Genomic DNA, 13,625 nt, shown 5'->3' with positions numbered 1-13,625 from the left:
TCTTCTAATGTGCGTGAAACCTGTGACTGCCAATTTGCAGTTACAGGTTTTTTTATTTTTCAGGACTCTATTAGCTCAACATTAGCTGTGAAGTTCAAAATGAAAATGGCTCTTAAGCCTACACACATTAGGAGGAACAAAAGTGAATTTACAAGATTACGGTTGGAATAATAATTGGCAAAAACAATTTGAAGCATATAAGCATTTAAATACAAACGAACATTTAACAGTTGGTCGAGTTTTATTGGAACATAAGCATTCATATCGGGTGATGACAGAATTTGGTGAATGGCTAGCTACACCTTCTGGTCATTTTCAATATAACGCTCAAGTTCGCCGCGACTATCCTGCAATTGGAGATTGGGTTGTACTAGAACAAATGCCCGGAGAAGAAAAAGGGATGATTCATACAATCCTTCCAAGAACTTCTCTTTTCTCAAGAAAAGTTGCGGGTAGTAGCGTCGAAGAACAGATTATTGCTGTTAATATCAATTATATTTTTTTAGTCATGAGTTTAAACAAAGACTTTAATCTACGTAGATTGGAAAGATACTTAATCGCTGCCTATGATTCTGGGGCGAATCCTATTATTGTCTTAACCAAAAAGGACTTGTGCGAAGATCCTTCAGAATATGTAGACCAAGTTGAAACAATCGCCTTTGGTGTTCCAATTTACACAGTCAGTAGTTTTACTGGTGAAGGGATTGACCTATTGCAACAATTACTTTCAGATGGCCATACAGGGGCTTTACTTGGTTCATCCGGTGTTGGCAAATCCTCTTTAACAAACGCACTCTGTAAGGAAAACGTTATGTCCGTGCAAACCATTCGTACAGATGATGATAAAGGACGACATACAACGACACATCGTGAGCTTTTCCAATTGCCAAATGGAGGGTTGCTGATTGATACGCCTGGAATGCGGGAATTTCAATTATGGAATAATTCAGGTAGCCTAGATAGTAGTTTTAATGATATCGAAACACTCGCTCAACATTGTCGTTTTAGAGATTGTGAACACAAAAAGGAACCTGGATGTGCAGTGCTTACAGCTCTTGCAGAAGGAACTCTTGAGCAAGAAAGATACAACAGCTATTTTAAACTAAAACGTGAACTTGCATTTATTGAAAGAAAGACGAATACCCAAGCTCAATTAGCTGAGCGAAACAGATGGAAAAAAGCTTCAAATCAAATTAAAAAGAAAACAAGAAGGTAGAGTTAGATAAAAGAGGGGTCCTTATCCCCTCTTTTTTTGTATTTCTTGTTATTTCTCTTCAATGTGGTGAGAAGCCTTTACTATTTGACTCCTTATATTATTAGGTTGTAAAGATAGATATATATCCAAGCATTCTCTAAATCGCATTTCATCTTCACTCACTCCATCAAATTCCAGATCCAAATTAGAAGAGTGACGTTTTAAAAGTGCAGCAATCTCAATAGGATTTAGTAAATCAAAAACTTCTATAATTTCACTTTTTGATAATGCTGCATCTCTAATCACATCTTCTAAATCACTCATAGAATGTATTTCACTTTTTATAATCGATAATTTATCAGAAGTATAGCGACAGTCTTTTATTTCTTCAATGACGTTTCTATATAACTCATCGTCTATTTTGCTACCTTCTGAAAATTTTATCTTATAGTCATTTTCAATATATTTTGCGGTTATAAATTGTTGATCGAGCGTATTCAATTTTACTGCTGTAACTATATTCATCACTATGATTGTTAAACTTTTGTCAATGTACTTTTCTAAAGCACCGGCATTAATACCTAGCTCATTCTTTAGAAGTTTAGCTGCCTTCAATACAATTTCTTTTAATTGCTCAACTGATTGTGTGGATAAAAAATTCAACAGATAATTTTTTTGAATCTTAGAGATTGTTAAATCCCTCGAATCCTTTCCAATGATTTTGCAACCAATTGCTGTTGTAAGTACCTTTTCATATATATTCATCACTAAATATTGATACTCTTCTTGATATCCACTTAATAGGCAGTGAATAGCCTCTGATGAAAAATACCGACAAAATATATTTTCATAATTAATGGTTTCTACATTTTTTTGCATAAATTCAATGCCAACAAAACCATTGATTGGCACACAAACTGGATAATCGGCGGTAATATGAATTTCGTGAGCTTCGAAATTTGGATTATAAATTTTAAAAAAGCCCTTTACTCCTTCTGTCACAGTTGTATATTTCTTGAGGAGTATCCAACTTATTTTCCAACATTAGATTAGTAAGAACCTTTGTCGCTTTTAACTTTTGATCAATTCTTTTTCTTCCTAGTTGATACAGTTTTTCGATTGTAGTTGTTTTTAACATATTAACTGCGTCTTTCGGGGTTGGAAACGTTTTTAATTGAATGCCTATTGTATAAAGAATCGACTTCATGATTCCCTCAGCCACTTCAATTCTAACGGAACTAGATTGACCATTATTATATTTTTCGATTTGGCTGTTAAGAAGTTGTATGCATTGAACCTGGATTATTTCTAATTCTTCTAGTGTTAATATATTCTTTTGAACAGCTATTTCTAAAAGAGATTGAACGTAAAATTCTTCACTTAGATTAAATCGATATATCTCACCAAACTTTTCAATACTCCTCATAATTATCATCATCCTCATTCTCGCAATCAGCTTCTTCATCATCTAATGTATTTTTTCCATACCTAAGATTCGTAGCTATTTTATCTAGTTCTCTACCAGAAAGTAACTCTAGAGACCCTTGACATTTTTGATTAAAGGCATTTCCCATGAAATAGATTAAATCATCATCGCTCACTAAATCTTCCGTTTCATTTTTGTAATAGTAAAAGATTTCAATGAGTTCTTGGATTGTAGAGACGTAATTGTCTTTTGTAATATAAGGAGAGTCACAAAATTCCTGAATGATTTTATGAATAATTCCTCCACTAAATTCAACTCGACCATTTGAACTTAATACTTGATTTCTTGTTTTAACTAATTCCATTGCTTGTTGTTCCGTTAAACTAAGACCATATTTAGTAGTAAAATCATTACATTGAATAATTTCTTGCATAGCCTGTTTTGAAATTAAGGATGAATGTATATTCATGATATTAAAATCCAATCGAGTCACCTTCAATTTTTTTAATATTTTAAACGAATTAAACTTGACAAATTATAATATTTATGATATATTTAAATATTATACACCTTTATAGATTTTATATAATACCATATAAAAGTGGATATTGTCTATAGAGAGATTGAATATTGAATTTTACTCATTTATATAAATAAAATAAAAAATCGCCTCTCTACACTAAGAGATGGCGATTTTTTATATTAAGATATTTCCTAATAATCTTCTCCGCTACCTTCTGTTAAACCATGTTTTACAGCATAGAGTGCAGCCTGTGTCCGGTCTTGTACTTCTAGCTTAGCGAAGATATTCGAAATATGTGTTTTCACTGTTTTTTCAGTAACGAAAAGTGATGCCGCAATTTCTTTATTGCTTTTTCCTTTTGTCAATTCGGCTAGGACATCCTGTTCTCTTTTTGTCAGTGGATGTTTGACATGTGGAAGATCTTCCATTATCTCACGATTTCGTATAAGTTGTGTTGTTGCTTGTGGGTGCATAATATTTTCCCCAGCCATAATTCGTCGAATTGCTAAAACAAGCTCATCAGGTTCGATATCTTTTAATTGATAACCTGCTGCCCCTGCTTCAATAGCAGGTACAACATGGTCACGATCAGAAAAACTTGTTAACATCAAAATTTGTATTTCTGGATATTTTGCCTTAATGCGTTTTGTCGCTTGGATACCATCCATTTCAGGCATGACTAAATCCATTAATACAATATCAGGATGTAGCTCTTTAGTTAGTTCGACTGCCTCTTTGCCATTACAAGCTTCTCCTACTACTTCGATATCCTTTTGAGTTTTAAGGAAGAACAACAATCCCCTTCTTACCACATGGTGATCATCAGCTATTAAAACGTTAATCATACTTATCCCCCTTTAATAAGGTAAACGGATTAAGATTTCTGTTCCTTTGCCCAAATTACTTACCCAATCAACCGAGCCACCTAAAGCTTTTGTGCGGTCACGCATACTTTGTAACCCGATTGAAGGTAGTTGGACGAGTGAGTCAACTTGGAATCCTCTACCTTCATCTTTTATAACAAGTAATACATCTGTTTGTGTAATCGTGATGAAAATTTGTGCTTCTTTAACACCTGCATGTTTTCTTACATTGTTAAGCGCTTCCTGCGTTAGTCTGAAAAGTGTCTCTTCAATACGAGAAGGTAGTTGGAGTACGCCAGATACTTTTACTTTCAGCTGTAAACCGAGCATTTCAGCGTATCCTTTTATCGCTTCGATTAAACCACTTTCTAAACCTTTTGGACGAAGTTGCCAGATTAAAGCACGCATCTCTGTAAGTGCCTCTTGTGTTAAATTTTGAATTTCTTTAAAAGTTTCTTTTGTCTCTGTTTTCTCTGCCATTTCAATACCTGCTCGTGAAGTTAACGTGACAGAGAAGAGTAATTGATTGACCGAATCATGTAAATCTCTCGCAAGTCGGTTACGTTCCTGTACAAGCGCCATTTCTTGCTCTTGTTTTGTTAGAAGTATCCTCTTGATTGCAGAACCCATTTGGAAAGCGACCGATTCAAGCAAGGCTAATTCATCGTCAGTAAAACGTACTGTATTCGGTGAAGCTACATTTAGTAATCCAAATCGTTCTTGTCCAGATTGTAAAGGTACCGTCGCATGATGAGTAATACCTGCACAATCACCAACACAAGCAGTAGTAGCATTCTCAATACGTTGGCACTCAATAATATTAGAAGCTTTCATCAATTCTTGATTGCGATATTTTGAAATACACCAACAACCACCTTTTTCAAGGAAATGGCAATTTCGATCCTCCAATGCAAGTGGTAAATTCTCATGTGCAATAAGCTCATGTCTCCCCCGTTTATTGACAAAGAAAATCCAACCTGTTTCAAAATTAGTACCTTTTAAAAATTTCCGTAGTGCACCTTGGAGCATTGGTTGCATTTCTGTTCCTTCGTTTAATAATTCTGCAATTTCTTTTAATAAACTAATATTTGAATGATCTGTAGAATTCATCAATTGCCTCCAATCTTGGATGCCCAATTCTCTTCTTTTCTTAATCATACCACTGACCTATCTTTCATGGCATGATTAGCCTCTCGGTAATTAGACTGATATTTGTTTACGGAAAAATAAGCCTTTAATATGTCAAATTGAAATTTAAAAGAGGATTTGTCTAATATCTTCTTTAATATAAGAAATAAGATAGATCACATAGCTATAGTGTTACCAAACCTGTTCAAAGTAAGATATACAGATAAAAGGAGGAGTAATATATGAAGTTTTATAAGATGAACGCAGAGAACGCAAAGCGAGTGACACAATATAATTCTAATTTTCTTATGAACTCTTTTATGCATTTAAATTGTGAGCTAAGAATTTCAGTTATGACTTTAAAGGGAAATGGTAAAATTGGGTTTCATCAAACAACAACACCTCAATTACTCTATTTACTTGAAGGCGAAGGCGTCGTTTGCAATGAAGATAAAAAATATTATTCCGTCCAAAAAGGTATAGCCGTATTCTGGGATCATGGAGAATGGCATGAAACTAAGTCTAATCAAGGATTGGTTGCGCTTATAATAGAAGGATTTAACATTAGTGAAGATAGTATATTATTGGATACTTTATCGAGTGAAGCTTTACACTGTAGTGATTAAGAACTTTTTTATGAAATAATATTAGTGGAAAATAAATCCTCATTCGAGTACTAATGTTTTACATCTACTATTATTATTATTATAATCGGAAAAGAATATACTAAGATTAGGAGATTTCATATGTCAAAAAAGTTGGAGTATAGCTTACTTTTTATGTGGGTTGTATCACAAATCGCAACAATGGGCTCTCTTTTTTTCTCAGAAGTCCAAAATTTTGAACCTTGTAAATTATGTTGGTTTCAACGCATTCTAATGTACCCACTTGTCATTGTACTAGCTGTGGCATATGTTCAGAAAAACGCCCGGATTGCAGTTACAAGTGCTATTTTCTCTTGTTTAGGTGTATGTATTGCATTGTATCATTATGGTATTCAAAAATTACCTGCACTACAAGAATCAGCTGTTTCATGTGGACGAGTACCTTGTACATCAGATTATATTAACTGGTTTGGATTTATCACTATTCCATTCCTTTCACTTATAGCCTTTATCTTGATAGCTGGTACAAGCTTCTATATGTTAAAAGCACTTAAGGAGGAACATTAATGGCAAATTCTAAAAAAAATAATGCCCAGAAGAACGACAATAAGTTAACGGTTATTTTAATCATTGGTTTCATCGTGATAGCCGCATTTGCTACACTTTATTTCTTAAATAATAGTTCCAACAAAGAGAAGACTTCCGGTTCTAATAACCTTTACGGTAAAACAGATTTAGCACAGTCTACGATTGATATTTTAGATGATAAAAACTATCAAAATATTATTTTACCTGAAGACTTAGAAAAGAAAATCTCTAGTGGCGACGAAGAAATGGTCTATTTCTTCAAATCCGACTGTCCACATTGTAAGAGAATCACTCCGATCTTAATGCCTCTAGCAAAAGATATGGGTGTTCATATCGACCAATATAATCTACTTGAATTTGAACAAGGTTGGGATCAATATAATATTGAAGGAACACCAACGCTTGTTTACTATAAAGATGGTAAAGAACAAGCACGTGTTGTTGGAGAACAAAAAGAGGACATTTTTAAACTATTCTTTGAAGCAACGATTTTGAAGGATAGATAATCCTATTAAAAACTCTAGAACAAATGAAAAACAACGCCTCAGATTTCTCATGAGGCGTTGTTTTTTTGTGTACTAAAAAGAAAAATGATCTGGATGTGAACCGAAACGTTCGTTACGATTTAGTGCATCGATTGCCGCCATATCTTCTGCAGTAAGTTCAAAATCAAATACATTTGCGTTTTCTTCGATACGACTTGGAGTTACTGATTTTGGTATGACTATATGGTCACTTTGTAAATGCCATCGAATGATGGTTTGGGCAACTGATTTACCATATTTTTGACCAATTGCAGCAATAGTTTCATCTTGTAAAACACGACCTCTACCTAGAGGAGACCAAGCAGTAATGACAATATCATTTTTTTGACAGAACTCGCGTAATTCGACTTGAGAAAGGTAAGGATGTAATTCGACTTGGTTTACCATTGGTTTTACATTTGCCGTTGCAAAGAGCTTTTCAAGATGATGGATTTGGTGATTTGATACACCTGTTGCTTGAAGTAACTTCTCATCATATACTCTTTCAATTGCACGATACGTTTCTGTAAATTTATCAGGAACTGCCCAATGTGTTAAATATAAATCTAAATAGTCGGTATTAAGAGCCGTTAATGTTTTTTCAAACGCTCTTAAAGTTTCGTCATAACCTTGATCGGTATTCCAAACTTTTGAAGTGATAAAAATTTCTTCTCTACGTTTTCCAGATGCACGAAGCGCTTCTCCAACTTGTTGTTCATTTTTATAAAATGCTGCTGTATCAATTGCAATATAACCAGTGTCCAACGCCTTTCTAATCGAATTGAACGCTTCTTCTGGTTGATCCATCTTATAAACACCTAATCCAAAACGTGGCATTTCTATACCGTTATGTAATTTTTTTGTTGAAGTTATTGAATACATGTTATTTCCTCCTTTTGGGTATTCTTATTATACAAATATTATCAAAGTATTTCGAGAATAATGAATTTTTCTGAACGGTTGCAATTTATTTCATAAACGAATATTATATTAAATGTTGTTAAAAACGTTCGTGTTTAGAAAGAAGGTATTTTGTTGTTTCATTTAAAAGAAAATAATACTGATATAAAAACAGAAATAATTGCTGGGATCACAACATTCCTTACAATGGTCTATATTATTGTCGTCAATCCAGTAATTTTATCTGAAGCTGGAGTGCCTGTTGACCAAGTATTTATGGCTACTATTATTTCAGCAGTTGTAGGAACTTTATGGATGGCACTTTGTGCTAATTATCCAATAGCAATTGCACCTGGTATGGGCTTAAATGCATATTTTACTTATTCAGTTGTGTTAGCTTCAAATGGAAAAATAGATTATATGACTGCCTTTGCATCAGTTTTTGTAGCAGGTATTATATTTATTATCCTATCTTTAACTCCTCTTCGTGCGAAACTAATTACAGCAATTCCTGAAAATTTAAAACGTGCAATTACTGCAGGTATTGGTTTATTTATCGCTTTTCTTGGTTTGCGTATGAGTAATGTAATTGTTGCAGACGAAAGTAGTAATCTTGTTAAACTTGGTGATTTATCTTCTCCTGGGGTTATGTTAACTTTGTTTGGATTGATCATTACAGTTGTGTTAATGGTGAGAAATGTAAGAGGTGCCTTGTTTATCGGGATGATTACAACCGGTATTATCGCTGCATTTACAGGACAATTGAAAATTGAAAAGGTATTAGCAATTCCACATTTACCTAAAGGCATTTTAATCTGGAACCCAGTAGATGCATTTGGAGATGTCATCCATTATGGTTTATATGGTGTAGTATTCTCCTTCATCTTAGTCACTTTGTTCGATACAACTGGGACACTCGTTGGTATTATGAAGCAAGCTGGTTTGATGAAAGGAAATGAGTTACCACGCGCTCGTAAAGCTCTTTTAGCAGATTCACTTGGTACTACAATTGGGGCTATGTTTGGTACAAGCCCAAACTCAGCATTTGTTGAATCATCTTCTGGCGTTGCTGCTGGTGGTCGAACTGGTTTAACTACTCTAACAGTTGCTATTCTTTTTATCGTTTCTTCATTCTTTGGTCCTTTAGTTGGTGCTGTTTCTGGCGTTGCTGCTATTACTTCACCAACATTAGTTATTGTAGGTACATTGATGATTGCATCTGTCAAAGATATCGATTGGAGTAAATTTGATGAAGCATTCCCTGCTTTCTTAATCATTCTAATCATGCCTTTGACATCAAGTATTTCAACAGGTATAGCCTTTGGATTTATCGCTTATCCTATTTTAAAAATAGTCAAAGGTGATGCAAAAAAGGTTCACCCATTGTTATATTTCTTTGCTATTTTATTTGCTATTCAGCTTATTTTCTTAAGATAATTAAAATACCTTATTCTTTATATTTAAAAAGCAATTGGAACAGAGATTTTTCTCCTCCAATTGCTTTTTTAACTTTTTCCACTAATATTATTTTTTATTTATTATTATCATCAAATTGTTCAGGGTCTTGCTCTCTACCTACTTCTTCTAGTTCCGTTTCACTTCTGCGTTTTTCCATTTGCCATCCAAGATTTTCAACATCGTCAAATGAAATGGCCATTGATCCATTTTCTTTTGCTTTTTTATCTCTTGACATGATTAACACTCCTTTTAATAGGTTATTCTTATTCTGTACAGTAATACAGATGTTATGAATTGAAAAATCATGATTAGATAATGACCAATTTCCGCCATATTTTAGTTTGGAAATTACATTTCATTTTTGGTGAAATTGGGCTATACTTGTAAGAGAACTTTTACTTTTTCATTTATTATGAGGAGGGTACTTCCATGAAATTATTATTAATACTTGGAGTTATTCTATCTTTCTTAACTGCAATCTTCACTGCTGGTTATGAAGACAAACCGTATTCTGAAAAATAATCATTTATATAAAAAGAGGACAGCCTTTTATGGTTGCCCTCTTTTTATATATTTGTTAGTGCATGCCTCTAAACCCTTGTTGACGTAAGGCTTCAAAAATTACAATAGCTGCAGTATTAGATAGATTCAAAGAACGAACATTATCACTTTGTGGAATTCGTAAGCATTGTTCTTGATGCTCTTGAATGATTTCTTTTGGAATGCCTGTCGTTTCTTTTCCAAACATGAAATATATTTCTTCTTCTGTGTTACTATAGTCGAAATCTGAATATGCTTTTGTTCCAAATGTTTCAATATAGTAGATAGTACCTTCTGCATTTTTTTCGTAAAATTCTTCTATAGAATCGTAATAAGTAATATTAACTTTTGGCCAATAATCTAAGCCTGCTCTTTTTAACATTTTATCGTCTGTTGAAAATCCTAATGGACGAATTAGATGTAAATGTGTATTTGTTCCTGCGCAAGTTCTGGCAATATTACCTGTATTTGCAGGGATTTCTGGTTGATATAATACGATGTGTAAAGACACTTCGAGACACTTCCTTTATTTTTCTAATAACAATTATAAAGCGAAACTTCAATACATGTGAAGTTTACGTACAGGACGTGATGCTAATCCCTACTATTGTTAGTTTTTATTGGCCGCTAATAAACGCTAACCCTTTTTGTATTTCTAATTGAACTTCCTCGTCTTTTTCTCGGATGAGACCTTCTCGTAACACTTCTTCTACCTCTTTACCACCGATTTTACCAATGGCCCATGCAGCTGTTCCTCGTATAACAGGGCGCTCATCTTTTTGAAAAACTTCGATCAAAGTAGGTAAAGCAGAGACTTCTTTAAAATGCGCCAATGCGATTATAGCATTTCGTTGAATGGGTTTCTTGCCTCTCCAAGAGCCAGATATATGTCCATAGGTTTCTTTAAAATCACGGTTTGAAATGGCTAATAGAGGTTCAAGTAATGGTTTTGCCACTTCAGGATCGGGCTTAAATGCCTCATGTATCCAGTTACTCTTCCCTTTATTTTTTGGACAAACAGTTTGGCACGTGTCGCAGCCATAAATACGATTACCTATTTTAGCACGGTATTCGTCTGGCAAAAATCCTTTTGTCTGAGTTAAATAAGCAACACATTTTTTTGAATTTAGTTGTCCTCCCTGAACAAGCGCACCTGTTGGACAAACATCTAAGCATAATCTGCATTCTCCACACTGATCTTCCATCGGCTCGTCTGATTCAAATGGTAAATCTGTAATCATCTCACCCAAGTATACGTAAGAACCATATTCAGGTGTAATGACGGCGCAATTCTTTCCACTCCAGCCAATACCGGCTCTTTCTGCTACTGCACGGTCTGATAATTCTCCAGTATCGACCATTGAACGTATCTTACATTCAGGTACTTTTTCTTGAAGAAATGCCTCCAATAACGCAAGCTTCTCACGCAAAACAGTATGATAATCGATGCCCCAAGAAGCACGACAAAATATTCCACGTCTTGCACCTTTTTTTCCTTGAGGTGCATTTTGCATCTTTGATGGATAAGCGATCGCAATCGCTATTATACTTGCCGCATTCTCCAGTAAAAGTTTAGGTTCTGTTCGTTTCTCTATATCTGATTCTTCAAAACCAGATTGATAACCCAATTCTTGTTGACGACGAAGGTGATTCTTTAATTCCATAAATGGTGATGCAGAAGTAAAACCAATTTTATCGACGCCTATGCTTTGTGCATAGGCGATGAACTCTTGTTTTAGCTCAGTCATATTCATTTGGTTTCACTCCTCTTTCTATGATAAACTGGAAAAAATATATGATTAGGTGATGTATAGTGACTAAAATAACATTGGACTCATCATTAACAAATCTAGTACCGGCATTTAAAATCGGCATTATTCATTATACCAAAATTGTAGTAGCAGAATCTCCTCAAATGATTAAAGGGAGAACACAATTGTATCAAGAAAACCTTTTTCTAGAATTACAAGAACAAGCTGTTACAGAAAGACCTGGTATTAAAGAATGGCGTTCAACATGGAAAGCTTTAGGTGGTGATCAAAATCGTTATCGTCATTCAGCAGAAAGCTTAATGAGAAGAATTGCCAAACAAAACTATTTAACCCCTTTCCAATCTGCAGTAGATTTGAATAATTTCTTTTCTCTTCAATATGAAATTCCTATTGGGATTTACGATGAAAATTTAATAGATGGAGATATTGTGATTGCGCTCGGCAATGAGGAGACCGGATATGAGGGCTTGAACGGTCGTTTTAATTCATTAAAAAATATAGCCCATTCAAAAGATTCAAAAGGACCTTTCGGTAGTCCATTCGTTGACTCTAAGCGGACAGCTGTTACAGAAAATACAACTGATGCCATTCAACTATTCTATTTACGTCCATCTTTTTCAGATGAGGAAAGTATAGAATTATTAAATGCTGCTGGCAAAATGTTCTCTCAAATTCACGGTGGTGACTACACAATTGCTCTAATAACAAAAGAACATAGAGAAGTCGAAATATAGCTTCGAGTAGGAGGCTTATTATTAGTTGTAAGCCGACCTTGTCATACCAACGTAAATACAACTCAATATATATCAGTTAGAAACAAAAAATCCACCTCTTATCTCAAGAGGTGGATTTTGAATTTAAGAAAGTTAGATAAATTAAAAATAATAATGAAAAAGAATTGGTACCAATAATACAAGAATGCAGCCGACAATAGTCACGGTTAAAACTTTAATTAAACCTTTCTTTACCTCCCTTTCCAAAGGAGCACCTCCATAAATATTTCTTGCTTCTTTCGCTGCAATTTAGTATTTATAAAAGTGTAGGTCTTGTTGTCTACTACGCCTCAAAGTTTTACTTTTAGAACCTATTTTGCATCTATACAGTAGTTGATGAAGCTTCTTTTTCAGCTCTCATAACCTCATCATCATATAGATGACAAGCCACGAAATGCCCTTGTTCTTTTTCTTGCCATCGAGGTTCCATATGCTTGCAAACTTCTTTAGCCATCGGGCAACGTGTATGGAATACACATCCTGAAGGTGGATTGATAGGACTAGGCAATTCACCTTTTAATATAATCCGCTCCCTTTGTTCTTCTATATCTGGGTCTGGAATAGGAATTGCCGATAATAATGCTTGCGTATAGGGATGAAGCGGTTTGTGGTATAACTGTTCAGAACTTGTGAGCTCTACCATTTGGCCCAAATACATAACCCCAATACGACTCGAAATATATTTGACCATTGATAAATCATGCGCGATAAACAAGTAAGTTAGTTCTTTTTCCTTTTGCAAACGTTGTAATAGCTTTACAACAGATGCTTGGACAGATACATCTAACGCTGAAATAGGTTCATCTGCTATGATAAATTCAGGATTCAAGGCTAAAGCTCTAGCAATCCCAATACGCTGCCGTTGACCGCCCGAAAATTCGTGTGGATAGCGATTAGCATGTTCTCTATTTAGACCCACGTCTTCTAATAATTCATAGACTCGTTCACGTAAAGCTTTTTTCTCTTGATATAATCCGTGAACTTCCATCGGTTCCGCAATAATCTCAAATACTGTCGAACGTGGATTTAAAGAAGCATAAGGGTCTTGAAATATCATTTGCATATTTTTTAGCATTTGATCTTTATCTTTTCCTACTTGTGCATGTACATCTCTTCCTTCGAATAGAACTTTTCCATCCGTGCGATTATAGAGACCCATAATAGTACGTCCTGCCGTCGATTTACCGCATCCAGATTCGCCTACAAGACCGAATGTTTCCCCTTTATAAATATCAAAGCTAATACCGTTGACCGCTTTTAATGTATTTCCTTTTCCTAGTTCGAAATATTTTTTTAAATTTTCAACAGATAGTAATACTTCACCCTTCAT

The 13,625-nt window shown here is 34.5% G+C and carries 14 protein-coding genes and 1 pseudogene; 6 read left to right on the top strand and 9 right to left on the bottom strand.

Annotated elements, in window-relative coordinates; translation table 11 throughout:
• Positions 1–142 precede the first annotated feature (142 nt).
• Positions 143–1,216, top strand: coding sequence for a ribosome small subunit-dependent GTPase A (rsgA, locus tag Q0977_RS09090; RefSeq protein ID WP_299512851.1), 1,074 nt, complete (start codon positions 143–145; stop codon positions 1,214–1,216).
• Between the two features lie 48 nt (positions 1,217–1,264).
• Here rsgA and Q0977_RS09085 read toward each other — a convergent pair.
• The 4 genes and pseudogenes from Q0977_RS09085 to Q0977_RS09070 all read right to left on the bottom strand — a co-directional run bounded on the left by Q0977_RS09085 (position 1,265) and on the right by Q0977_RS09070 (position 5,117).
• Positions 1,265–2,621: pseudogene (locus Q0977_RS09085) on the bottom strand (DUF6179 domain-containing protein).
• A complete protein-coding gene (locus Q0977_RS09080) occupies positions 2,608–3,090 on the bottom strand; it encodes a DUF6323 family protein (RefSeq protein ID WP_299512848.1) in 483 nt (160 codons plus the stop codon). Before Q0977_RS09080 ends, Q0977_RS09085 begins: the two are co-directional and overlap by 14 nt.
• A gap of 245 nt (positions 3,091–3,335) precedes the next feature.
• Complete coding sequence (locus tag Q0977_RS09075) at positions 3,336–3,989, bottom strand: response regulator transcription factor (protein WP_119414540.1); 654 nt, start codon at positions 3,987–3,989, stop codon at positions 3,336–3,338.
• A 12-nt stretch (positions 3,990–4,001) separates the two neighbouring features.
• The gene (locus tag Q0977_RS09070) at positions 4,002–5,117 is read right to left on the bottom strand and encodes a GAF domain-containing sensor histidine kinase (RefSeq protein WP_124217926.1); all 1,116 of its coding nucleotides are present in this window, start codon (positions 5,115–5,117) and stop codon (positions 4,002–4,004) included.
• Between the two features lie 260 nt (positions 5,118–5,377).
• Between Q0977_RS09070 and Q0977_RS09065 the strand changes: the two genes are divergently transcribed.
• The 3 genes from Q0977_RS09065 to Q0977_RS09055 all read left to right on the top strand — a co-directional run bounded on the left by Q0977_RS09065 (position 5,378) and on the right by Q0977_RS09055 (position 6,834).
• Positions 5,378–5,761, top strand: coding sequence for a cupin domain-containing protein (locus tag Q0977_RS09065; RefSeq protein WP_299512842.1), 384 nt, complete (start codon positions 5,378–5,380; stop codon positions 5,759–5,761).
• Between the two features lie 120 nt (positions 5,762–5,881).
• Entirely contained in the window at positions 5,882–6,307 is a 426-nt protein-coding gene (locus tag Q0977_RS09060) for a disulfide oxidoreductase (protein WP_299512839.1), read from the top strand.
• On the top strand, positions 6,307–6,834 hold the full coding sequence (locus Q0977_RS09055) for a thioredoxin family protein (protein ID WP_299512836.1): 528 nt from the start codon (positions 6,307–6,309) through the stop codon (positions 6,832–6,834). Before Q0977_RS09060 ends, Q0977_RS09055 begins: the two co-directional genes overlap by 1 nt.
• Before the next feature lie 72 nt (positions 6,835–6,906).
• Here the strand turns inward: Q0977_RS09055 and Q0977_RS09050 are convergent, their stop codons facing one another.
• Positions 6,907–7,734, bottom strand: coding sequence for an aldo/keto reductase (locus Q0977_RS09050; protein ID WP_299512833.1), 828 nt, complete (start codon positions 7,732–7,734; stop codon positions 6,907–6,909).
• A gap of 153 nt (positions 7,735–7,887) precedes the next feature.
• On the opposite strand from Q0977_RS09050, the gene Q0977_RS09045 reads away from it, so the two are divergent.
• A complete protein-coding gene (locus Q0977_RS09045) occupies positions 7,888–9,189 on the top strand; it encodes an NCS2 family permease (protein WP_119414534.1) in 1,302 nt (433 codons plus the stop codon).
• A gap of 94 nt (positions 9,190–9,283) precedes the next feature.
• On the opposite strand, the gene Q0977_RS09040 is transcribed toward Q0977_RS09045, so the two are convergent.
• The 3 genes from Q0977_RS09040 to queG form a co-directional block, all read right to left on the bottom strand.
• Positions 9,284–9,445: a hypothetical protein gene (locus Q0977_RS09040; RefSeq protein WP_158582308.1), complete on the bottom strand. Its 162-nt coding sequence runs from the start codon at positions 9,443–9,445 to the stop codon at positions 9,284–9,286.
• A gap of 342 nt (positions 9,446–9,787) precedes the next feature.
• A complete protein-coding gene (gene trmL / locus Q0977_RS09035) occupies positions 9,788–10,261 on the bottom strand; it encodes a tRNA (uridine(34)/cytosine(34)/5-carboxymethylaminomethyluridine(34)-2'-O)-methyltransferase TrmL (protein ID WP_119414533.1) in 474 nt (157 codons plus the stop codon).
• Between the two features lie 106 nt (positions 10,262–10,367).
• Positions 10,368–11,504, bottom strand: a complete 1,137-nt coding sequence (queG, locus tag Q0977_RS09030) for a tRNA epoxyqueuosine(34) reductase QueG (protein WP_299512826.1) — start codon at positions 11,502–11,504, stop codon at positions 10,368–10,370.
• 59 nt (positions 11,505–11,563) lie between these two features.
• Between queG and Q0977_RS09025 the strand changes: the two genes are divergently transcribed.
• A complete protein-coding gene (locus Q0977_RS09025) occupies positions 11,564–12,256 on the top strand; it encodes a B3/4 domain-containing protein (protein WP_119414531.1) in 693 nt (230 codons plus the stop codon).
• A 361-nt stretch (positions 12,257–12,617) separates the two neighbouring features.
• Here Q0977_RS09025 and Q0977_RS09020 read toward each other — a convergent pair whose 3' ends face one another.
• On the bottom strand, positions 12,618–13,625 hold the full coding sequence (locus Q0977_RS09020; RefSeq protein WP_299512821.1) for an ABC transporter ATP-binding protein: 1,008 nt from the start codon (positions 13,623–13,625) through the stop codon (positions 12,618–12,620).

The sequence above is a fragment of the uncultured Rummeliibacillus sp. genome (assembly GCF_934216135.1).
Lineage (GTDB): Bacteria > Bacillota > Bacilli > Bacillales_A > Planococcaceae > Rummeliibacillus.
The sequence above is the reverse complement of the archived record's forward strand: the minus strand, read 5'-3'. Positions and strand labels throughout refer to the sequence as shown.

What these genes read in the sequence shown, in the direction of transcription:
- Q0977_RS09080 (WP_299512848.1), bottom strand. Translation starts at nt 3,090, where the DNA reads ATGAATATACATTCATCCTTAATTTCAAAACAGGCTATGCAAGAAATT.
- Q0977_RS09075 (WP_119414540.1), bottom strand. Translation starts at nt 3,989, where the DNA reads ATGATTAACGTTTTAATAGCTGATGATCACCATGTGGTAAGAAGGGGA.
- Q0977_RS09070 (WP_124217926.1), bottom strand. Translation starts at nt 5,117, where the DNA reads ATGAATTCTACAGATCATTCAAATATTAGTTTATTAAAAGAAATTGCA.
- Q0977_RS09065 (WP_299512842.1), top strand. Translation starts at nt 5,378, where the DNA reads ATGAAGTTTTATAAGATGAACGCAGAGAACGCAAAGCGAGTGACACAA.
- Q0977_RS09060 (WP_299512839.1), top strand. Translation starts at nt 5,882, where the DNA reads ATGTCAAAAAAGTTGGAGTATAGCTTACTTTTTATGTGGGTTGTATCA.
- Q0977_RS09055 (WP_299512836.1), top strand. Translation starts at nt 6,307, where the DNA reads ATGGCAAATTCTAAAAAAAATAATGCCCAGAAGAACGACAATAAGTTA.
- Q0977_RS09050 (WP_299512833.1), bottom strand. Translation starts at nt 7,734, where the DNA reads ATGTATTCAATAACTTCAACAAAAAAATTACATAACGGTATAGAAATG.
- Q0977_RS09040 (WP_158582308.1), bottom strand. Translation starts at nt 9,445, where the DNA reads ATGTCAAGAGATAAAAAAGCAAAAGAAAATGGATCAATGGCCATTTCA.
- queG (WP_299512826.1), bottom strand. Translation starts at nt 11,504, where the DNA reads ATGAATATGACTGAGCTAAAACAAGAGTTCATCGCCTATGCACAAAGC.
- Q0977_RS09020 (WP_299512821.1), bottom strand. Translation starts at nt 13,625, where the DNA reads ATGAAGGGTGAAGTATTACTATCTGTTGAAAATTTAAAAAAATATTTC.